This is a genomic window from Paenarthrobacter sp. NPDC090517 (genome assembly GCF_044769165.1).
In the GTDB taxonomy this organism is placed as follows: domain Bacteria; phylum Actinomycetota; class Actinomycetes; order Actinomycetales; family Micrococcaceae; genus Arthrobacter.
The window spans coordinates 147976-168932 of the sequence record NZ_JBIVXN010000001.1 but is presented as its reverse complement, the minus strand read 5'-3'; the positions used below and the strand labels follow the sequence as shown (position 1 = coordinate 168932).

At 61.0% G+C, this 20957-nt stretch carries 20 protein-coding genes; 4 read left to right on the top strand and 16 right to left on the bottom strand.

All coding sequences use genetic code 11. The annotated features are described in order from the left end of the window. The first annotated feature begins 1 nt into the window (after position 1). Genes ACIQTW_RS00745 through pgl form a run of 4 tightly spaced genes read left to right on the top strand, consistent with a single transcriptional unit; the run spans position 2 to position 4951 of the window. The gene (locus ACIQTW_RS00745) at positions 2–1633 is read left to right on the top strand and encodes a glucose-6-phosphate isomerase (protein ID WP_402932643.1); all 1632 of its coding nucleotides are present in this window, start codon (positions 2–4) and stop codon (positions 1631–1633) included. Between the two features lie 15 nt (positions 1634–1648). Beyond that, entirely contained in the window at positions 1649–3205 is a 1557-nt protein-coding gene (gene zwf, locus ACIQTW_RS00740; protein ID WP_402932640.1) for a glucose-6-phosphate dehydrogenase, read from the top strand. Continuing rightward, positions 3202–4143 carry a glucose-6-phosphate dehydrogenase assembly protein OpcA gene (locus ACIQTW_RS00735; protein ID WP_402932637.1) on the top strand — a complete coding sequence of 314 codons (942 nt, stop codon included), beginning with the start codon at positions 3202–3204 and terminating at the stop codon, positions 4141–4143. Before zwf ends, ACIQTW_RS00735 begins: the two co-directional genes overlap by 4 nt. Further along, positions 4133–4951 (top strand): 6-phosphogluconolactonase, encoded by an 819-nt coding sequence (gene pgl / locus ACIQTW_RS00730; RefSeq protein WP_402932634.1) that lies wholly within the window; start codon positions 4133–4135, stop codon positions 4949–4951. The genes ACIQTW_RS00735 and pgl overlap by 11 nt, the downstream gene beginning before the upstream one ends. Here the strand turns inward: pgl and ACIQTW_RS00725 are convergent. From ACIQTW_RS00725 to ACIQTW_RS00650, 16 genes are all read right to left on the bottom strand, one after another. Continuing rightward, positions 4904–5299: an RNA polymerase-binding protein RbpA gene (locus tag ACIQTW_RS00725; protein WP_402932631.1), complete on the bottom strand. Its 396-nt coding sequence runs from the start codon at positions 5297–5299 to the stop codon at positions 4904–4906. The two genes, pgl and ACIQTW_RS00725, sit on opposite strands and share 48 nt — an antisense overlap. A gap of 178 nt (positions 5300–5477) precedes the next feature. Continuing rightward, positions 5478–5735 carry a preprotein translocase subunit SecG gene (gene secG, locus ACIQTW_RS00720; protein ID WP_017198454.1) on the bottom strand — a complete coding sequence of 86 codons (258 nt, stop codon included), beginning with the start codon at positions 5733–5735 and terminating at the stop codon, positions 5478–5480. Between the two features lie 36 nt (positions 5736–5771). Next, positions 5772–6587, bottom strand: coding sequence for a triose-phosphate isomerase (tpiA, locus tag ACIQTW_RS00715; protein ID WP_402932628.1), 816 nt, complete (start codon positions 6585–6587; stop codon positions 5772–5774). 74 nt (positions 6588–6661) lie between these two features. Further along, complete coding sequence (locus tag ACIQTW_RS00710; RefSeq protein WP_402932625.1) at positions 6662–7888, bottom strand: phosphoglycerate kinase; 1227 nt, start codon at positions 7886–7888, stop codon at positions 6662–6664. Between the two features lie 9 nt (positions 7889–7897). Beyond that, complete coding sequence (gene gap / locus ACIQTW_RS00705; RefSeq protein WP_017198457.1) at positions 7898–8908, bottom strand: type I glyceraldehyde-3-phosphate dehydrogenase; 1011 nt, start codon at positions 8906–8908, stop codon at positions 7898–7900. 271 nt (positions 8909–9179) lie between these two features. After that, entirely contained in the window at positions 9180–9803 is a 624-nt protein-coding gene (locus tag ACIQTW_RS00700) for a superoxide dismutase (RefSeq protein WP_309074437.1), read from the bottom strand. A 174-nt stretch (positions 9804–9977) separates the two neighbouring features. Then, positions 9978–10958 (bottom strand): DNA-binding protein WhiA, encoded by a 981-nt coding sequence (whiA, locus tag ACIQTW_RS00695; protein ID WP_017198459.1) that lies wholly within the window; start codon positions 10956–10958, stop codon positions 9978–9980. Positions 10959–10967: 9 nt separating this feature from the next. Further along, a complete protein-coding gene (yvcK, locus tag ACIQTW_RS00690) occupies positions 10968–11984 on the bottom strand; it encodes a uridine diphosphate-N-acetylglucosamine-binding protein YvcK (RefSeq protein ID WP_402932619.1) in 1017 nt (338 codons plus the stop codon). Next, complete coding sequence (rapZ, locus tag ACIQTW_RS00685) at positions 11984–12907, bottom strand: RNase adapter RapZ (protein ID WP_402932616.1); 924 nt, start codon at positions 12905–12907, stop codon at positions 11984–11986. Before rapZ ends, yvcK begins: the two co-directional genes overlap by 1 nt. 127 nt (positions 12908–13034) lie before the next feature. Next, entirely contained in the window at positions 13035–15065 is a 2031-nt protein-coding gene (gene uvrC, locus ACIQTW_RS00680) for an excinuclease ABC subunit UvrC (protein ID WP_402932613.1), read from the bottom strand. Positions 15066–15125: 60 nt separating this feature from the next. Next, positions 15126–15794 carry a lysophospholipid acyltransferase family protein gene (locus ACIQTW_RS00675; protein WP_402932610.1) on the bottom strand — a complete coding sequence of 223 codons (669 nt, stop codon included), beginning with the start codon at positions 15792–15794 and terminating at the stop codon, positions 15126–15128. Further along, entirely contained in the window at positions 15781–16497 is a 717-nt protein-coding gene (locus ACIQTW_RS00670; protein ID WP_402932607.1) for an HAD hydrolase-like protein, read from the bottom strand. The genes ACIQTW_RS00675 and ACIQTW_RS00670 overlap by 14 nt, the downstream gene beginning before the upstream one ends. A gap of 112 nt (positions 16498–16609) precedes the next feature. After that, positions 16610–19537: an excinuclease ABC subunit UvrA gene (uvrA, locus tag ACIQTW_RS00665; protein WP_402932604.1), complete on the bottom strand. Its 2928-nt coding sequence runs from the start codon at positions 19535–19537 to the stop codon at positions 16610–16612. A 65-nt stretch (positions 19538–19602) separates the two neighbouring features. After that, positions 19603–19983 carry a GntR family transcriptional regulator gene (locus ACIQTW_RS00660; RefSeq protein WP_402932601.1) on the bottom strand — a complete coding sequence of 127 codons (381 nt, stop codon included), beginning with the start codon at positions 19981–19983 and terminating at the stop codon, positions 19603–19605. After that, on the bottom strand, positions 19980–20141 hold the full coding sequence (locus tag ACIQTW_RS00655; protein ID WP_402932598.1) for a hypothetical protein: 162 nt from the start codon (positions 20139–20141) through the stop codon (positions 19980–19982). Before ACIQTW_RS00655 ends, ACIQTW_RS00660 begins: the two co-directional genes overlap by 4 nt. Next, entirely contained in the window at positions 20138–20932 is a 795-nt protein-coding gene (locus tag ACIQTW_RS00650) for a trans-aconitate 2-methyltransferase (RefSeq protein WP_402932595.1), read from the bottom strand. The genes ACIQTW_RS00655 and ACIQTW_RS00650 overlap by 4 nt, the downstream gene beginning before the upstream one ends. Positions 20933–20957: the final 25 nt, after the last annotated feature.

Genomic DNA, 20957 nt, shown 5'->3' with positions numbered 1-20957 from the left:
CATGAGCACAATCAGCTACGACGCCAGCGGTGCTGCCCAAGAGGCCATCGCCCAGCACATTGACAGCCTGGTCGAGGAAAAGATCGCAACCCGGATTTTCGCGAAGGACCACACTTTATGGGGTCCTGAAGCGGAGTCTGAGTCGGCGATTCGTCTCGGTTGGGTAGAGGCTGCCACCGTGTCCCAACCTTTGGTTGAAGGCATTCTGGAACTTCGCGATGCCCTCCGCGCCGACGGCGTCTCCCGCATTGTCCTATGTGGCATGGGTGGGTCTTCGTTGGCTCCCGAGGTCATTGCCGGCACTGCCGGCGTCGAGCTGACTGTTTTGGACAGCACTGATCCCGAACAGGTCAGTGCTGCCTTGGCGAACCGCTTGGCGGAAACAGCCATCGTCGTTTCCTCCAAGTCCGGCTCCACCGTGGAAACTGACTCCCAGCGCCGCGTGTTCGAGAAAGCGTTCACTGATGCCGGTATCGACGCCAAGAGCAGGATCATCATTGTCACGGACCCGGGTTCTCCGCTGGATAAGTCTTCCCGCGAGGCCGGCTACCGTGCAGTTTTCAACGCTGACCCCAACGTTGGCGGCCGTTTCTCGGCACTGACCGCATTTGGCCTGGTCCCGTCTGGTCTGGCCGGCGTGGACATCCAGGCATTCCTCGACGAAGCAGAAGAGGCTGCTGAGATCCTTAACGAGGACTCAACTGACAACATCGGGCTGGCGCTCGGCATCGCGCTCGGTGGTACCACCCCGCTGCGGAACAAGATCGTCATTGCCGAGGACGGTTCGGGCATCGTCGGTTTCGCCGACTGGGCCGAACAGCTCATCGCTGAATCCACGGGCAAGCTGGGCACTGGTGTCCTGCCGGTGGTAGCAGGGCCGGGTTCCCCGGAAGCTCTGAACGGCGCCGAGGACGTCCTGGTGGTTCGACTGGTGGACGCAGATGCGGACGTAGAACTTCGTGAGAACGAGGTTGCCATTGCCGGTGGACTGGCTTCGCAGATGTTTGTTTGGGAGTTCGCTACGGCCGTGGCGGGTCGCCTGCTGGGGATCAACCCGTTTGACCAGCCCGACGTCGAGGCAGCCAAGGTGGCTGCACGTGGTTTGCTGGATGCCCGCCCCGAACCCACACCGGCAGCCTTCACTGATGGCGCTGTGGAAGTACGTGGCGCCGACTGGCTCGGCTCTGCCTCCACTGTTTCCGAGGCTGTGCAGGCGCTCCTTGGCCAGCTCGGGACGGATGGTTACTTGAGTGTTCAGGCTTACCTTGACCGCATTTCCCATGCACCGCTTGAAGGCATCCGCGACGAACTCGCCGCTGTCAGCGGGCGTCCGGTGACGTTCGGTTGGGGTCCGCGGTTCCTGCACTCCACTGGCCAGTTCCACAAGGGTGGACCGGCCATCGGAGTGTTCCTGCAGGTGACTGCAGCATCCTCCACGGATCTTGAGATCCCGGAACGGCCCTTCACTTTCGGTCAGCTCATTGCTGCCCAGGCCTCGGGCGACGCCCAGGTCCTGGAAGGCCATGGCCGCCCCGTATTGCGCCTGCACCTCACTGAGCGCGCTGCCGGTGTAGCCCAACTCCAGGAAGTCGTCGCTGCATTGGCCAACCAAGCCAGCGCACTCGAAAGCTAAGGCACAGAACCAAACATGCCAGAAACTGAAAACGGCAGGAAGAACACCGGTCTCCGGAATCCTTTGCGGGATCCGCGGGATCGGCGCCTGAATCGTATTGCCGGGCCGTCGTCGTTGGTGTTCTTCGGAGTCACTGGTGATCTTGCCCGTAAGAAGCTGATGCCCGCGGTTTATGACTTGGCTAATCGGGGGTTGTTGCCGCCGAGTTTCGCGTTGGTTGGTTTTGGCCGGCGTGAGTGGGACAACGCGGATTTCGCTGCTGAGGTCAAGGAGAACGTGAAGGCCCATGCGCGGACGAAGTTCGATGAAGCGGTGTGGGAGCAGTTGGCTTCGGGGATCCGTTTTGTTCGGGGTGAGTTCGACGACGATGACGCTTTCGAGCGTTTGGGTGATGTGCTTGATGAGTTGGATGAGACCCGGGGTACCCGGGGTAATCATGGGTTCTATTTGTCGATCCCGCCCAAGGCGTTTGAGCAGGTCTGCCGGCAGTTGTCCAAGCATGGCCTGGCGCAGGCGCGGCCGGGTCAGTGGCGTCGTGTGGTGATCGAGAAGCCGTTCGGTCATGACTTGGAGTCGGCGCGGCAGTTGAACGACATTGTCGAGTCGGTGTTCCCGGCTGATGCGGTGTTCCGGATCGATCATTATTTGGGGAAGGAGACGGTGCAGAACATCCTGGCGTTGCGTTTCGCGAACCAGTTGTTCGAGCCGCTCTGGAACGCCAATTATGTGGATCATGTCCAGATCACCATGGCCGAGGACATCGGCACCGGTGGGCGTGCAGGCTATTACGACGGTGTGGGCGCGGCCCGGGATGTGATCCAGAACCATTTGCTGCAGTTGCTGGCGTTGACGGCGATGGAAGAGCCGATCTCCTTTAATGCCGATGATTTGCGGGCGGAGAAGGAAAAGGTCCTCGCCGCGGTTAAGTTGCCGGATGACCTGTCGACGCATTCGGCGCGGGGTCAGTTCACCGGTGGGTGGCAGGGCGGGGAGGAAGTCCTGGGGTATTTGGATGAGGACGGCATCCCGGCTGATTCGAAGACCGAAACGTATGCTGCGATCCGGGTGGATATCAATACCCGCCGCTGGAATGGTGTGCCGTTCTACCTGCGGGCCGGGAAGCGTCTGGGCCGGCGCGTGACGGAGATCGCGGTGGTGTTCAAGCGGGCACCGAACCTGTTGTTCCGTGACCACAACGATGATGACTTTGGTCAGAACGCGGTGGTGATCCGGGTCCAGCCCGATGAGGGCGCCACGATCCGTTTCGGGTCCAAGGTTCCGGGCACGCAGATGGAAGTCCGGGATGTGACCATGGACTTCGGCTACGGGCACTCCTTTACCGAGTCCAGTCCCGAAGCGTATGAGCGGCTGATCCTGGACGTGCTGCTGGGCGAGCCCCCTTTGTTCCCGCGGCACCAGGAAGTGGAACTGTCCTGGAAGATCCTTGACCCGTTCGAGGAATACTGGGCCGGTCTGGACGAACAACCCCAACCCTACGCACCGGGCAGTTGGGGGCCGGCCTCGGCCGATGCCCTGCTGGCCCGTGACGGACGAACCTGGAGAAGGCCATGATCGTAGATCTTCCCGATACCACTACCTCCAAGATCTCCAAGAAGATCATGTCGCTGCGCGAGCAAGGCGGCGTGATCGCGTTGGGTCGGGTGCTGACGTTGGTGGTGGTGACGAAGTCCGGGCAGGAAGAAGACGCCATCGAGGCCGCCAACGAAGCCAGCCGGGAACACCCCTGCCGGATCATCGTCCTGGCCGACGCCGGCGCGGAAGGCCCCGACCGGCTCGATGCGCAAATCCGTGTCGGCGGCGACGCCGGCGCCTCGGAAGTCATCGTCCTGCGCGGGCACGGGCACATGGCCCACGAAAGCGAATCCCTCGTCGCTGCCCTGCTGCTCCCGGACGCACCGATCGTGGCCTGGTGGCCGCACGGCGCCCCGGAAAGCGCGTGCGAGACCTCCATCGGCCGGATCGCGCACCGACGCATCACCGACTCAGCCAACGAACCGGACCCCCGCCGGGCCCTGGAGAACATCCGCGCCACCTACAAAGCCGGCGACACCGACCTCGCCTGGACCCGCCTGACCAACTGGCGCATGCAACTCGCCGCCGTCTTCGACCAAGTGGACGGGGATCCTGTCTCCGCTGTGGCGGTCGAGGGTGCCTCGGACTCGCCGAGTACGCTGCTGCTGGCTGCCTGGCTTAGCCTCGCATTGCAGGCTCCTGTCACGATCGTGGCAGATCCAGCCGGCACCGGCATCCGTCGGGTCCGCCTCACGCGTGCCAGCGGCGATGTCCAGCTATTCCGTCCGGGACTGTCCGTGGCCGAGCTGACCCAACCGGGACAGCCCGCGCAGCGTATCACCCTCCCCCGCAGAAGCCTCAAAGACTGCCTCGCAGAAGAACTCCGACGGCTCGACCCCGACGAAGTCTTCGGAGAAGTGATTACGATGGGACTTCCACTTACCAGCCAGAGGAGAGTCCAGACAAGTGCACGCTGAGCCGAGAGTAAGCATCCACCCCGACTCCAAGGTGTTGATGGCCGCCATTGCGGCCCGTCTTATCACCAAGCTTGTGGATGTCCAGGACAAGCACGGCGAGGCCACGGTGGTCCTTACCGGCGGAACCGTGGGTATTGGGACACTGAGGGCTGTGGCTGACTCTGCCGCGGCACCTGCCGTCGATTGGTCAAGGGTCAATTTCTGGTGGGGCGACGAGCGATTTGTCGCCTCCGACAGCGATGACAGGAATACCCGCCAAGCACATCAGGCATTGCTGGCTCACTTGGCAGTTGATCCGGCCCGGGTTCACGAACCCGGCTCCGCCGACCAGTACGCCACGGCGGATGAAGCAGCGGCTGCCTACGCTGAAGAGCTCAAGGCAGCTGCAGAGGCCGAGCACGCCGCGGACACATCTGACAACAGGCCTGAGAAGCCCGGCATCCTGCCGCGCTTTGACATCCTGCTCCTCGGTGTAGGACCCGACGCGCACGTAGCATCGCTCTTTCCCGAGCAGGCAGGAATTCGCGAGAAATACCGCACTGTGGTGGGCGTAGAGAACTCACCAAAGCCGCCGTCGTCGCGCATTTCATTGACGCTTCCGGCGATCAACACCGCCCAGGAGATCTGGATGGTTGTGGCCGGCGAGGACAAAGCCGGTGCCGTGGGCCTTGCCCTGGCAGGCGCCAACCCCGTTCAGGTCCCCGCAGCGGGGCCCGTGGGGCGTGCCAGGACCCTGTGGCTCATTGACGAAAATGCAGCGTCACGGGTCCCCCAGCAGTTGGTCCGGAAGGACCCCGCGGGCGCGTAGCCTATCGAGCGCTCCGGCCAGGACCACTTCGGCTTCCTGGCTGGAGCGTCTTTCTTTAACGTAATCCAGATGCGATTTGAAGATTTCGTCTTCAGGCCTGGTTGGGGTCTGCTGACTTGGATCCCGCGTAGCGAGCGAGCCACATTTGGGGCAGTCCCACGTCCTGGGAATTTGCTCGTCCGGCAGTTTAAGAAAAACGAGCGGTGTTTCATGGCCTTTGGGACACCAAAAGAGCACACGCATTCGTGGGAGTTGTTCGCCGGGGCCGTGGTCGCTTTGATGTCGTGGAGCTGAACCTTGGGCTACACCTACGCGGGTGCCCCGATAACCTGGCGTGCCATGAACCATTTTCGAACCCCTAGCGACTCGGTGGTCGGCCGTCACGGCCCTGTGGACCCTCCGGCCAACAGGGCCAGTCTAATGCGATGCATCCGACGGCGGCACTAGTGGTGGGTAAGGTGTCCAAAGAAACGCGGGTAAAGAAAAAGGGAGGCTCCGGTTAAGGAGCCTCCCTGTTTGGGAATGACTAGGAGTCGCCACCCGAGGTAAATCGCATGATCAGGCCCAAGCCGATAATCACGACCCCCCAGGTGATGCCCAGAATAATGGTGAAGCGGTTCAGGTTGCGCTCGGCTACGCCGGACGAACTCAATCCCGAGCTCATTCCGCCACCGAACATGTCGGACAAACCGCCGCCACGTCCCTTGTGCAAGAGGATGAGCAGGGTCAGCAGAAGACTGGTGATACCCAGCAGGATCTGCAGAATGACTTGAAGAACGTCCACGACGGCCTTTCGAAGAAGCGGAAAACGGGAGCCGGACTAGTCCGTGACGAGGTGGCTCTCGAACCTGACAATGTTAGCAAACTCAGCGGGGTCCAAGCTGGCGCCACCCACAAGCAATCCGTCCACGTCGCTTTCAGCCATGATGGCGGCAGCATTGTTGGCCTTGACCGATCCTCCGTAGAGAAGGCGGGTCTTCGATGCGACGGTCTCGTCGAAGAGTTCGGCTAGCTCAGCACGGATTGCTGCACACATTTCCTGTGCGTCTTCCGGGCCAGCTACTTCACCCGTGCCGATGGCCCAGACGGGCTCGTAAGCCACAACGAGTTCGCTGGCCTGCTCGGCTGTGAGTCCTTCCACACCGGCGCGCAGCTGGGACAGGGTGTGCTCCACGTGTGTGCCGGCTTGACGGACTTCGAGCCCCTCGCCGACGCACAGGACTGGCGTAACTCCGTGACGGAAGCCGGCCTTGACCTTGGCGTTCAAGACGTCGTCGGACTCGTTGTGGATGGTGCGGCGCTCACTGTGGCCCACCAGAACGTAGGCGCAGCCCAGCTTGCTGAGGAACTGGCCGGAGATGTCACCGGTGTAGGCGCCGGAGTCGAACTGGGACAGGTCCTGGCCGCCGTAAACAACTTCCAGTTCGTCACCCTGAACCAGCGTCTGGACACCGCGGAGGTCGGTGAACGGAGGAAACACTGCGACCTCGGCACGGTTGTAGTCGTGCTTGGCATCGGACAGTGTCCAGGCGAGCTTCTGCAGCAAGGTGATGCCCTGGACGTGGTCCATGTTCATCTTCCAGTTGCCGGCGATGAAGGGCTTGCGGACGAAGTTGCCGTTGGCAGAGGTAGTCACATGAACTCCAAAGAATGCGTTGAGATATTGAACGACCGGCAGGACGCGGTAACGTCCTGCCGGTCGGTTGATGTTTAGCGGTCCAGGACGCTTAGGCCTGGAAGTTCCTTGCCTTCAAGGTATTCCAGGCTGGCGCCGCCGCCGGTAGAGATGTGGCCGAACTGCGAATCCTCGAAGCCGAGGGTGCGAACCGCTGCTGCGGAGTCGCCACCGCCAACAACGGTGAACGCAACCGTATCCGTCAGGGCCTGTGCGATGGCGCGTGTGCCACTGGAGAAGGCTTCGAATTCGAAGACACCCATGGGGCCGTTCCAGAACACGGTCTTGGCCCCTTCGATCTGGGCAGCAAACGCCGAGGCCGATTCCGGACCAATGTCCAGGCCAATGCCGGAAGCACCGAAAGCGCTGTCCTCAATGGCGTCTGCCTTGACGACCTCGTGCTCAGCATCCGCAGCGAAACGGCTGGCGACCACGACGTCCGTAGGGATCACGAACGACGTTCCGGCATCGGAAGCGCGCTTGAGATAGTCCTGGACGACCGGAATCTGATCTTCCTCGAGGAGGCTGCCCGCAACCTTGTGCCCGGCTGCTGCCAAGAAGGTGAAGAGCATACCGCCGCCAACAAGGATGGTGTCAGCCTTACCAAGCAGGTTGTCAATGACCGCCAGCTTGTCCGAAACCTTGGAACCGCCGAGAACCACGACGTAGGGACGCTGGGTATCGGTGGTGAGCTTCCGAAGAACCTCTACTTCGGTGTGCACAAGATCGCCGAGGTAGGACGGCAACCGGGTGGCGACGTCAAAAACACTCGCGTGCTTGCGATGGACAGCTCCGAAAGCGTCGTCCACAAATGCCCCGTTGTTACCCGTCAGGGCAACCAGCTCGTCAGCGAAGGCGCCGCGCTCGGCGTCGTCCTTGCTGGTTTCACGCGCGTCGAAGCGAACGTTTTCCAAGATGAGAACTTCGCCATCCTGGAGCCCGGCTGCGAGATCCTTTGCGGAATCCCCCACCGTGTCGTTGGCCAACTGAACCTTGAAGTCTGCGAGCTCCGCGAGGCGGGTCGCAGCGGGCTTCAGTGAGTACTTTTCCTCCGGAGTGCCTTTAGGGCGTCCGAGGTGGGCGGTTACGAGCACACGGGCACCGGCGTCCGAGAGCTTCTTGAGGACCGGAAGGGAGGCCTTGATGCGGCCGTCGTCGGTCACTGCAGAGCCGTCGAGCGGCACATTCAGGTCACTTCTGACCAGAATGTACCGCCCGCGGACACCTTCAGCGATGAGTTCGTTGAGGGTGTGAGATGTCATGTGTCTACCCTAGCCCAGCTTGGACGCGACAAGCTCTGTGAGGTCTACGAGGCGGTTGGAGTAACCCCACTCGTTGTCATACCAGGAAACAACCTTGACCTGGTTGCCGATGACCTTGGTGAGGCCGGAATCGAAGATGGAAGACGCGGGGTCTCCGACGATGTCCGAGGACACGATGGGGGCATCAGTGTAGCTGAGGATTCCGGCGAACTGCTCGGACTCAGCGGCGGCCTTGACGGCAGCGTTGACTTCCTCAACAGTGACTTCGCGGGAAACGGTGACCGTGAGGTCGGTGGCGGAACCCGTGGGGACAGGAACGCGGATGGCGTAACCATCCAGCTTGCCCTTGAGTTCCGGCAGGACAAGGCCGATTGCCTTGGCAGCACCGGTGGAGGTGGGAACCATGTTGATGGCAGCAGCACGGGCGCGCCGAAGATCGCCGTGCGGCCCGTCCTGGAGGTTCTGGTCGGCCGTGTAGGCGTGGACTGTGGTCATCAGGCCACGCTCGATGCCGAAGGCGTCATTGACAACCTTGGCCAGCGGGCCGAGGCAGTTGGTGGTGCAGGACGCGTTGGAGATGATGTGGTGCGCCGCGGGATCGTAGAGGTCCTGGTTGACGCCCATGACGATGGTGATGTCTTCGTCGCTTGCAGGTGCCGAAATGAGGACCTTCTTGGCGCCGGCGTCGATGTGCTTCTGCGCCGCTGCTGCCTTGGTGAAGAAACCGGTGGACTCGATAACGATGTCGACGCCCAGCTCGCCCCAAGGGAGGTTTGCGGGATCACGCTCGGCCAGCACAGTGATGGACTTGCCATCGACTACCAGGTTGCCATCAACAACCTCCACGGTCTGCGTGAGGCGGCCACCGACGGAGTCGTACTTCAGGAGGTGGGCGAGGGTCTCGGGGCTGGTGAGGTCGTTGACTGCCACAATCTCAAGGTCTGCGCCCTGGGCCAGTGCTGCGCGGAAGTAGTTACGGCCGATTCGGCCGAAGCCGTTGATACCAATACGGGTGGTCACTATGTGTCAATCTCCTTGGTGCTCTTGCAAGCACGCCTAGTGAGTCGGATCAAATATTTCCAACTAACAGACCCCGCACGTCTTTGGGCAGAGGTGATTATCAGATCGGAGGGCGACCAGCCACGTTGCTGAAGGCTAACCGCCTTCCGTGATCCATCTTACGTTTAACTAAGCCTGCCCCCGCAACTGCGGAGGCAGGCTTTCCAGCATTTGGCCCGAATTCACGCCAAAAGTGACTTTTGTTACATTGGCGTGAACCGATGCTCACCAACTAAAGGACGATGAGACCCGTGGCGTTGGCGCGGGCAGCTTCGAAGCGCTTGGCGACGTCGGCCCAGTTCACGATGTTCCAGAATGCCTTGACGTAGTCAGCCTTGACATTGACGTAGTCAAGGTAGAAAGCGTGCTCCCACATGTCCAGCATCAGCAGCGGGGTGGTGCCCACTGCCACGTTGCCCTGCTGATCGTAGAGCTGCTCGATGAGCAGGTTCCCACCGATGGGCTCGTAGGCAAGGAAAGCCCAGCCGGAACCCTGGAGGCCCAAGGCAGCAGCGCTGAACTGGGCACGGAAAGCATCGAAGGAACCGAAAGCGTCGTCGATGGCTGCAGCCAGTTCGCCTTCGGGCTTGTCGCCGCCGTCCGGGGAAATGTTGTTCCAGAACACGGAGTGGTTGATGTGGCCGCCAGTGTGGAACGCGAGGTCCTTGGAGAGGCGGTTGATGTTGGCGAAATCATTCTTCTCGCGCGCTTCGGCCAGCTGGGAGAGGGCGTTGTTGGCGCCCGCAACGTATGCTGCATGGTGCTTGCTGTGGTGCAGCTCCATGATCTTTGCCGAAATGTGCGGCTCGAGTGCTGCGTAGTCGTAGCCGAGCTCGGGCAGAACGTACTCTGTCACGAAATCCTCCAATGTAATGGACTCACGTCCGGGTTGGTAACTCTCGTTATTTCATCCGGCCAGCGGACCGGCCGGAAAGCCTTGGCGAAGAAGACTGCTCTTGCCTCCACCGGGAACAACCCGCGGGGCCCTCACAGTATTTCCTCCGCACTTTGTCGATTCTAGGGGTGCGGCCTACTCGTCCATCATTTCCGGAGTCACATTTGCCTCAGTGCCCGGAATGCCCAAATCCAAGGCCCGCTTATCTGCCATGGCCAGGAGCCTGCGGATACGCCCGGCTATGGCGTCCTTGGTCATGGGCGGATCGGCAAGGCGGCCGAGCTCATCCAGGCTTGCCTGTTTGTGCGCCACCCGGAGCTCCCCCGCGTACTTGAGGTGGTCCGGAACGTCATCTCCCAGAATCTCCAATGCACGATCCACCCTGGCGCCCGCAGCTACTGCGGCTTGGGCTGAGCGGCGAAGGTTGGCATCATCGAAGTTGGCGAGCCTGTTGGCGGTGGCACGGACTTCCTTTCGCATGCGCCGTTCCTCCCAGACCATCAGGGCGTCATGGGCGCCCATACGGGTCAGGAGAGCAGCGATGGTGTCGCCGTCACGAATGACCACGCGGTCAACACCGCGAACTTCGCGCGCCTTTGCCTGGATGCCGAGGCGGCGGGCTGCGCCTACCAATGCCAACGCGGATTCGGGGCCAGGACACGTCACCTCAAGGGAGGACGACCGGCCCGGTTCAGTGAGTGAACCATGGGCCAGGAAAGCGCCCCGCCACACGGCCTCGGCATCGGCCGCCGAACCATTGACGACAGCGGAGGGAAGGCCCCGCACAGGTCGCCCACGGCCATCCAACAAGCCCGTTTGGCGGGCAAGTGCTTCTCCGTCGCGCACTACGCGCACTACGTAACGGCTCCCCCGGCGCAAACCCCCACCGGAGACGACGATAATTTCGCTCTGATGCCCGTAGACTTCCGCAATCGCTGCCCGGAGACGGCGGGCCGTGGAAGCGAGGTCAACCTCAGCTTCGATAACGATCCGCCCCGAAATTATGTGCAAGCCGCCTGCGAAACGCAGCATTGCCGAAACCTCCGCCTTGCGGACCGAAGATTTCTTGATGTCCAGCCGGGACAGTTCGTCCTTGACCGACGCAGTAAGTGCCATCGCGTGTTCCTAACTGTTCCCGAAAATATCGTGGTACGCCGCAGCCAGCAGCAGTGGATCATGGACGGGGCGGCGCCTCGACGCCCCTACTCTACCCAACACCACTTCGGCGCCGATCATCGCAGCCGCCTTCTCAAACTCCTTGAGATCCTGCACCGCGGCGGGATCCGCCAGGACGACGTCCACAGTGAACTCAGGTGCATAACGGCGCAGGACATCCAAGTGGTCCGCTGCCGTCATACCGGACGTTTCCTTGGTTTCCACATCCAGGTTCATGGTGAGGCAACGCTTGGCAGCCGTATCACCGAGAGCCCGCCGAAGCTCAGGCAACAGCAAATGCGGCAGGACCGAGGTGTACCAGGAACCAGGGCCCAGAATGACCCAATCAGCCAGCTCAATAGCAGTGAGCGCCTCAGTGCAGGCAGGGGCGGCTTCGGGCAGGAGCGTGACTTCCTCCAGTTTCCCCGCCACAGCACACTTTGCCTGCCCCCGGACCGTACGCAGTTCACGACCGCCACCCGGTAACTCCACCTGCGCCTTGCCTTCAATGGTGAGGGGGACGCTGGACATGGGCAGTACCTGTCCGCGGGCACCCAACAATGCTCCAGCCCACTTAAGCCCGGCAACGGTGTCGCCCAAGAGTTCCCACAGCGTGACGATCAGCAGGTTACCCATGGCGTGGTTGTCCAGTGAGCCCCCTTTCGCCGAACCCGCTTCGAAGCGGTGCTGCATGACGTCGCGCCAGGTCCGGCCCCAATCCGTGTCGTCGCAAAGGGCGCTCAAGGCCATCCGCAGGTCTCCGGGCGGGAGGACACCGTACTCGTCCCGGAGACGCCCGGAGCTGCCACCGTCGTCCGCCACCGTGACGATTGCTGTCAGCTCGGAGGTGAGCAAGCGTAGGGCAGACAGCGAAGCCGCCAATCCGTGACCGCCTCCCAGGGCCACCACGGAGGGGCTCTTCTTCTGTTGGCTGCCCGGAACGCCCTTGGGCGGTATGAGCGGCAGCGGGCCCGTCAGAACCCCCACTACTCGCGTCCCAGGTCGCGGTGGGTGGTGGTCACGGTGACGCGTGGGTATTGCGCCAGGCGCTTGGATAGTTCCACGCTGACTGCCACGGAACGGTGCTTGCCGCCAGTGCACCCAACCGCCAGGGTGGCATAGTGCTTGTTCTCCTGGCGGTAGCCGTCCAGGACCGGCTCCAACGCCCGAACGTAGCGGTCCACGAATTCCTGGACACCCTCCGCGCCAAGGACGTATTCGCTAACGTCTTCATCCAAGCCTGTATGGGGCCGAAGCTGGGGAACCCAGTGCGGATTGGGGATGAACCGCGCATCGGCTACGAAGTTGGCGTCCACGGGGAGCCCGTACTTGAATCCAAAACTCATAACGTTCAGGCGGAGCGTCACAGGCCCGGTATCACTGAACAGTTCCGTGATGGCAGTAGCCAAACCATGGACATTGAAGTCAGAGGTATCGAGAACTACGTCGGCGTGCTCACGAAGCTCTCGGAGGACCTCGCGCTCGATCCCGATGCCGTCGAGGATCCTTCCACCCCCCTGCAACGGATGCGGACGGCGCCCCTGCTCAAATCGGCGGACCAGGACGTCGTCGTTGGCGTCAAGGAAAAGCACCCGGAAGGTGATGCCAGTCGCGCTCAACGCTCCCAAGGCGGTTTGAATGTCGGTGAAGAGGTCCTTGCTGCGAACGTCCACCACTACGGCCAGCTTGGGAATCGACTTTGGTGCATGCGAGACGATTTCGGCCAGCGTGCCCAACATTTGCGGAGGAAGGTTGTCAACGACGTACCAGCCGTGATCCTCCAAAGCATCGGAGGCGGTGCTGCGTCCGGCACCCGACATGCCGGTTACCACCAGCAGCTCCGCCTCAGGCGGCTTGATGGGAGTCAGGCCGTCCTGCTCCTTGCCGGACTCTGCCGTAGCCTCATCCATCAGTTGTCCCCGTTTCGTCGGAAGTGGTCAATAAAACTCGTGGCAGCCGCCTTGGCCGGACAGCATGTTTGGCCGGATTCAGGCGTCCGGGAGCACGCTTGCTCCGCCAGCCAAGTTCTTACCCTAGCTAAGATTCAAGGATTTCGCCGGTGGTCATGTTCACCGCGGGTGCGGTTTCACTGTTGTCCGCATCCGAACCAAGGTGCTGGACCACCGCTGCGGCCAGCGCTGGTCCGATGCCCTTGGCTGAGGTGAGCTCCTCCACGGACGCAGCCTTGATCTTCTTAAGCGAGCCAAAGTGTGCAACCAAGGCCTTGCGTTTCGCCTCACCAAGGCCCGGGACGCCGTCCAGCACGGAAACTGTCATCGCCTTGCCGCGCTTCTGTCGGTGGAAACTGATGGCAAAGCGGTGGGCCTCGTCACGGATCCGCTGCAAAAGGTACAACCCCTGGGACGTTCGGGGGAGGATTACAGGGAAGTCGCTGTCGGGTAACCAGACTTCTTCGAGCCGTTTGGCAAGACCCACAACGTAAACGTCATCAATGCCCAACTCTGCGAGGGCACGGGCCGCCGCATTGACCTGGGGCTGACCGCCGTCCACCACCACCAGGTTGGGCGGATAGGCGAACTTGGCCTTCGGAGCGGGCAAAGAAGGGTCCGACGGCGGCACGTCAGTGCTGTTTTGGGCCCTGTTACCGTGTGCACTACTACGCGTCGGGTTGACGATTTCGCCTGAAACGATGGGGACCTGGGCGGCCTTGTCCGTGAGATAGTGCCTGAACCGACGGGTCAGGACGTCGTGCATGGCTGCCGTATCGTCCACTGCTGCCGCGCCCGTAATGGAGAATTTCCTGTAGTCGGACTTCTTGGGCAGCCCATCTTCCACCACCACCATGGAAGCCACAACGTTTGTTCCTTGGACGTGGGAAATATCGAAGCACTCGATCCGCAGCAGGGGAACCGGAATTTCCAGAGCCTCCTGCAGTTCCTGGAGGGCAAGGGACCGGACAGTAATGTCTCCTGCGCGGCGCGTCTTGTGCAGCTTCAGGGCTTGCTCGGCATTCTCGCGCACGGTGGACATCAAGGCGGCCTTGTCGCCGCGCTGAGGCACGCGGATGTCCACCCGGGCTCCGCGCAAACCCCCCAGCCATTCAGTCAGTTCAGCATGGTTGCTGGGGTTCTCCGGAACCAGGACTTCACGCGGGATTCGGCCTTGAACTTCACTGTCCTCGCCATAGACCTGCTGCAGCAAGTGTTCGATGAGTTCGGGCGTCGTAGCATCCTCCACTTTTTCTACTACCCAACCGCGCTGACCACGGACACGGCCGCCGCGAACGTGGAACACCTGCACGGAAGCTTCCAGTTCGTCCTCATGAAGAGCGAACACGTCTGCGTCGGTGTCCTCCGCGAGGACCACTGCGTTGCGTTCAAAGACTTTACGGAGGGCGATGATGTCATCCCTGAGCCCGGCCGCGCGCTCATAGTCCAATTCGGCTACAGCGGAAGACATGTCCTTCTCCAGCCGGCTGATGAAGCGCTTGGCTTCGCCGCCCATGAAGGAACAGAAGTCTTCTGCCAGGCCACGGTGTTCTTCCGGGGTGACCCGTCCGACACAGGGCGCCGAGCATTTGTCGATATATCCCAAAAGGCAGGGTCGCCCGCTTGACTCAGCCCGCTTGAAGACACCTGCGCTGCAACTCCGGACAGGGAAGACCCGCAGGAGCGTATCCATGGTTTCCCTGATGGCACCCGCTGTGTAGGGACCGAAGTACCTGGTGCCCTTCCTTCTTTCGCCACGCATGACCTGCACCCTGGGATACTTCTCCCCCATGGTGACGGCGAGGTAGGGGTAGGTCTTATCGTCCCGGAACACGACGTTGAATCGTGGCTTGAATTCCTTGATCCACGTATATTCCAGCTGCAGCGACTCCAGCTCGCTGCCTACCACGGTCCATTCAACACTGCTGGCTGCGTGCACCATTGCATGGGTCTTAGGGAGAAGCCCCGCCGGATTCGCGAAGTAGGAATTCAGCCGGGAACGGAGGTTCTTTGCCTTGCCCACATAGATGACCCGGCCATGCGGGTCACGGAAACGATAGACGCCCGGCGTGGTGGGAATTTCACCTGTTTGGGGCCGGTAACTTGCTGGATCTGCCACGTTTCCAGTCTAGTGAACCTGAACGACACTCATTGCCATGGTGGCGTGGCTACCAAAGCTTCAGTCTATCGTTTTGCTTTGGTTGTAGCTCGTGGATCGCTCCTGCCCGCTGAGCAGGGCGATGGCATCCATGATCTTGTCGGTGACTTCGCGGCGGGCCGGGAGGGAATGGTCCGGACCTGTCTTCTCGAAGTACAGGGGTTCGCCCACTTTCATAGTGAAGTGTTGCGGGCGAACAGCGTTCTTGTCCGCAGGCTGCAACTTCTCGGTGCCGATCAGTCCTACCGGAATAACGGGAGCGCCCGTGGTCAAGGCGAGCCATCCCACGCCCGTCCGTCCACGGTAGAGAATCCCGTCCCTTGACCGCGTGCCTTCCGGGTAGATGCCGATGCCTTTCCCGGCTTCAAGGATGTCCAGCAGCGTCTTGAGAGCCTGGACACTGGCCGCCTGTTCACCACGTTCCACGGGAATGGAACCTACTGCCTCGAAGAACGACTTCATCACAGCGCCCTTGACGCCTTTGGTGGTGAAATATTCCGCCTTGGCAAAAAAGGCAACAGGGCGGGGCATGAGTGCCTGAACGATCACGCTGTCCAGGAAGGAGAGATGATTGGGGGCTACGATGAATGGGCCATCTTTGGGAACGTTCTCCAGCCCAATGACCGTAGGACGGCAAGTGGAGGAAATCATGCCACGGGTTGTCCAGCGGATCGCATCAAAGACTGCCATCGTTTTGTACCTCGCTCAGGGCTGCCTCGCGGACAGCGTCAAGTTCTTCAATTTTGCTGCGCAGTTCAAGGGCCGTATTTACCACGGCGACTGCCCCGGCTTCCTCAAGTTCGCCATCCGGCGCAAATCCCCAACTGACTCCGATGCAGTCCAATCCGTTGGCCAGGGCGCCCGCGACGTCCTGATGCCTGTCCCCCACCATGACAGCTGGTTGGGAGTGAAGATCCTTCAATGCCGCGGCGACGATTTCAACCTTGCCCGATGCTGTGTTGGCCTTCAGGGATTCATCATCCGCAGCCCCTCGGATGGAGATGAAGAAGTCAGCAATTCCATGGTGTTCCAGCACGAGGCGCGCAATTGACTGCGGCTTCTGGGTGGCCACCGCGACGGGGCGGCCAGTCTCCGCGAAGAACTCGAGGAGATCGAAGATTCCCGGGTACAGCTTGCTTTGGCCAATACCGGTTTCTTTGTAGTGGCCCCGGTATCGCTCAATGGTTTCATCCACCAATTCGCTGGGGACGTTGGCCAAATGGAGGAGGGAATCACTAAGTTTGGGACCCACCATGGAATTCAACACGGCTTGTTCGGGAACAGGGAGGTCCATTTCCCGGAGGGCAGCAGAAATGCCTCCAGTGATACCGCCGGCAGGATCGACAAGGGTGCCGTCCAGATCGAATATTACGGGCACCTTTGTTTGAGTCACCGGGTTAGTTTCTCACGAGTAGCGGCATGCCTGAAACTCGCATGCCGCTACTGGAATACTTCGGAGGTCGCGAAGATATTCCTTCGAAAGCCTCCAAGGGCTCCGTGAGTTACTAACCGAGAATCTCGGCGAGGAAGGTCGCTGTGTGGCTATCCGAGGATTTTGCCACCTGCTCCGGCGTTCCCGTGGCCACGATCTTTCCGCCACCCGAACCGCCGTTCGGGCCGAGGTCCACGATCCAGTCCGCAGACTTGATCACATCCAGATTGTGCTCAATGGTGATCACGGTATTGCCTTTGTCCACCAAGCCCTGAAGAACCATGAGCAGCTTGCGGATGTCCTCAAAGTGCAGGCCGGTGGTGGGCTCATCGAGAACATAGATGCTGCGGCCGTTGGAACGCTTCTGGAGCTCGGCAGCCAGCTTCACGCGCTGGGCCTCCCCACCCGACAAAGTAGTTGCCGGCTGGCCAAGCCTGACGTAGCCCAAGCCCACGTCCACCAAGGTGTTCAAATGACGGGCGATCGGGGTGAAGGCAGCGAAGAATTCTGCACCTTCCTCGATGGGCATGTTGAGGACATCGGCAATGGTCTTGCCCTTGTAGTGAACTTCAAGGGTTTCCCGGTTGTACCTGGCGCCGTGGCACACTTCGCACGGGACGTACACGTCCGGCAGGAAGTTCATCTCGATCTTCAACGTACCGTCGCCTGAACACGCCTCGCAGCGTCCGCCCTTGACGTTGAACGAGAACCGTCCCGGCTGGTAGCCACGTACCTTGGCTTCCGTGGTCTCAGCGAAGAGTTTCCGGATGTTGTCAAAGACGCCGGTGTACGTAGCCGGGTTGGACCGGGGTGTACGGCCGATGGGGCTCTGATCGACGTGGACCACCTTGTCCAGGTGCTCCAGCCCAGCAATCGTGCGGTGCCGTCCTGCAACCTGCTTGGCGCCGTTGAGTTTGTTGGCGAGGACCTTGTACAGGATCTCGTTCACCAACGTGGATTTGCCGGAACCACTGACGCCCGTCACCGCGGTGAAAAGTCCCAAGGGGAACGTGGCGTCTACGTTGTTGAGATTGTTCTCCCTGGCGCCCACTACCTTGAGCTCACGCTTTTTGTCGTACTTTCGGCGTTTGGCGGGGATATCAATCTTGCGGCGTCCGGACAAGTAGGCGCCCGTCAGCGAGTCAGGGTTCTCCAGGAGTTCCTTGTAAGTTCCGGAGTGCACCACCTGGCCGCCGTGTTCACCGGCACCGGGTCCGATGTCAACAACCCAGTCAGCCTCATGGATAGTGTCTTCGTCATGTTCCACCACGATCAGGGTGTTACCGAGATCCCGGAGTCGGGTGAGCGTCTCGATCAATCGCCGGTTGTCGCGTTGGTGCAAGCCGATGGATGGCTCGTCCAAAACGTAGAGGACACCTACCAGGCCTGAGCCGATTTGGGTGGCCAGCCGGATGCGTTGGGCCTCACCACCGGACAAGGTACCCGAGGGTCGCTCCAGGTTGAGGTATTCCAAGCCGACGTCCAGGAGGAAGGTCAGGCGGGCCTGGATTTCCTTCAGCACCTGGTTGGCGATCTGGGCTTCCCTGTTGGTCAGGGTAAGGCTTCCCAGGAACTCGGCGCACTCACGCATTGGCAAGGCAGCGACCTCGGCGATCGACTTCCCGTTGATGAGCACGGACAGCGACGCCGGATTGAGGCGCGCACCGTTGCACTCGGGGCAGGGAATCTGCCGCATGTACTCTTCGTACCGGTCGCGTGCCCAGTCGGAATCCGTTTCCCCATGCTTGCGGTGGACGTACTGGATGGCGCCTTCAAAGCCAGTGCTGTACTTGCGCTCACGGCCAAAGCGGTTCTTGTATTGGACAACAACCTTGTGATCCTTGCCGTGAAGGACGGTATTGCGAACGTCCTTGGGAAGTTTCTCCCACGACGTCTTCATGGAGAAGCCCAGCTCGTGCGCCAAGCCCTCCAGGAGTCGGTTCCAATACTCCGTTGTGGCTGTGCCGAGGGCCCAGGGAGCAATGGCACCTTCACCCAAGGAGAGCTCCGGATTGGGAACGATGAGCTCTTCGTCCACTTCCAACCGCGTTCCGATGCCACTGCAGGCAGAGCAGGCACCGAAGGGGTTGTTGAAAGAGAATGAGCGCGGTTCGATCTCGTCAATGGCCAACGGGTGCTCGTTGGGACACGCCAGATTCTCCGAGAAGGCGCGGATACGCTCGGGATCCTCGGCATCGAGGTCCACGAACTCCACCAGCACACGGCCTTCTGCAAGGCCCAGGGCTGTCTCCACAGAATCGGTGAGCCGCTGGCTGATCTCTTCCTTGACTACCAGGCGATCCACCACAACCTCAATGGTGTGCTTGAACTGTTTGCCAAGCTTGGGAGGATCGCTCAGCTGGACCAGTTCGCCGTCCACACGGGCACGGGAATAGCCCTTTGCGGTCAGCTCCTTGAAGAGATCGACAAACTCGCCCTTGCGGCCTCGTACAACTGGGGCCAGGACCTGGAACCGTGTGCCCGGATCCAGTTCCAGGAGCTGATCCACGATCTGTTGGGGCGTCTGCCGGGCGATGGGCTCGCCACAAACAGGGCAGTGTGGCCGGCCTACGCGCGCCCACAACAAACGCATATAGTCGTAGATCTCGGTGATGGTGCCCACCGTGGAACGCGGATTCTTGCTGGTGGACTTCTGGTCGATGGATACTGCAGGAGACAAACCCTCGATGAAATCGACATCAGGCTTATCCACTTGGCCAAGGAATTGGCGCGCGTATGCCGACAATGATTCCACGTAGCGACGCTGGCCCTCTGCGAAGATCGTGTCAAAAGCCAGGGACGACTTGCCGGAACCGGAGAGTCCCGTGAACACGATCATGGCGTCACGGGGGAGATCGAGATCCACGTTTCGCAAATTGTGTTCCCGGGCACCCTTGACCACCAAACGGGAAAGATCCGGCTTGGCGGGTTTGGTATCGGGAAGGACGGAGACGCCGTTCACGGCATCCATGGCGGTATCTTCAGCTAAGGCTTTGGGCACCTACCAATGCTAATCGAAAACTTCTTCGAATTTCCATGTCGTGCCTCACATGCTACTGATCGGTATCAGTCGGCATCATAGGCAGCAGCAAGAAGCTGCACTGCCTCAGCGAATGAAGCTCCTTGGGCCTTGGCGGCGGCGGCATATTCTGCGGCAACGCCGGCTAGCGCTCCCCAACGATCATCCCGTGCGCAGACCACGGTGCCATTGCGCCCACGTGTTGCCACTACCCCGGCTGCTTCCAATTCCTTGTATGCACGGGCCACGGTGTGCGGAGCGACATCCAGGACCCCGGCCAGATTGCGAACAGGAGGAAGCTTGGCGCCAACGGCAAGGATTCCCGCATCCACCAGTTCAATGATGCGCAGTCTCAGTTGTTCAAAGAGCGCAACGGCGCTGCTGGTGTTGGGGCGCCAGCTGCCCGGAAAATCCCCGGTAGGAGTCACGAGGAACTCCGGCCGGGTACCTGCTCCACACGGGGCATTTGTTGTTCGAAGCGTCCTTGGTCCATGCCGAGAATTAGACCAGCGACGTCGGCAAGGGACAAGCCGTCACCGCGGAGGAATCTGAATGCTACGTGCGTCGAAGCGTGCTGCCGGGTCATGCGGCCTTTTGGGCTACGGCGAAAATGCGACGGAAAGGGTAGACCGTTCCGTGGATCGTCGAAGGATAGGCCTCACGCAGCAGGGCCGAGTATTCCGCTTCGAATTCAGATGCCTCCGCGGAAGACAGAGCTGCCAATATCGGACGAAGTCCAGTGCCCCGGACCCACTCCAATACCGGGTCGTCACCTTGCAGAACCTGCTGGTAGGTAGTCTCCCAAGCGTCTGCTGCACATCCGGCGTCGAGCATGATGCCCAGGTAGTCCGCAGGACTGCCTACAGCGCCATCGTGCCGAAGCACGCCGCCCAGCCTGGTGGACCACCTTTCCGATTCGGCCAGTTGCCGCATGAGGGTGTGTGACGGGGACGTGAAGTTTCCCGGTACCTGCATGGCAAACCATGCCCCCGGCTTGAGGGCACGAAGCCAACCGGCCAGCATCTCCTGATGCCCGGGAATCCATTGGAGAACGGCATTCGTGACCACGACGTCAGTATCCGCATCGGGAACCCACTGCGCGACATCCCCCAACTGGAAGGTCAGCCGGCCGGATTGTTCTTGGGGGGACTGCTTCCGGAGGGACTGCGCTTTGAGGAGCATTTCCTCCGAGGAGTCGAGACCCACAACGTGGGCCTCCGGCCAACGATCAACCAGCGTAGCGGTCAGGTTCCCGGGACCGCAGCCAAGGTCAATGACCTTCCTTGGTTCGTCAGCTCGGACCCTCGCGACGAGGTCATGGAATGGCCGGTCACGGTGGTTGCCGAATTCCACATACTTGGATGGATCCCACTTCACAAAAGCCTCCTCGCGTCTGCCATGC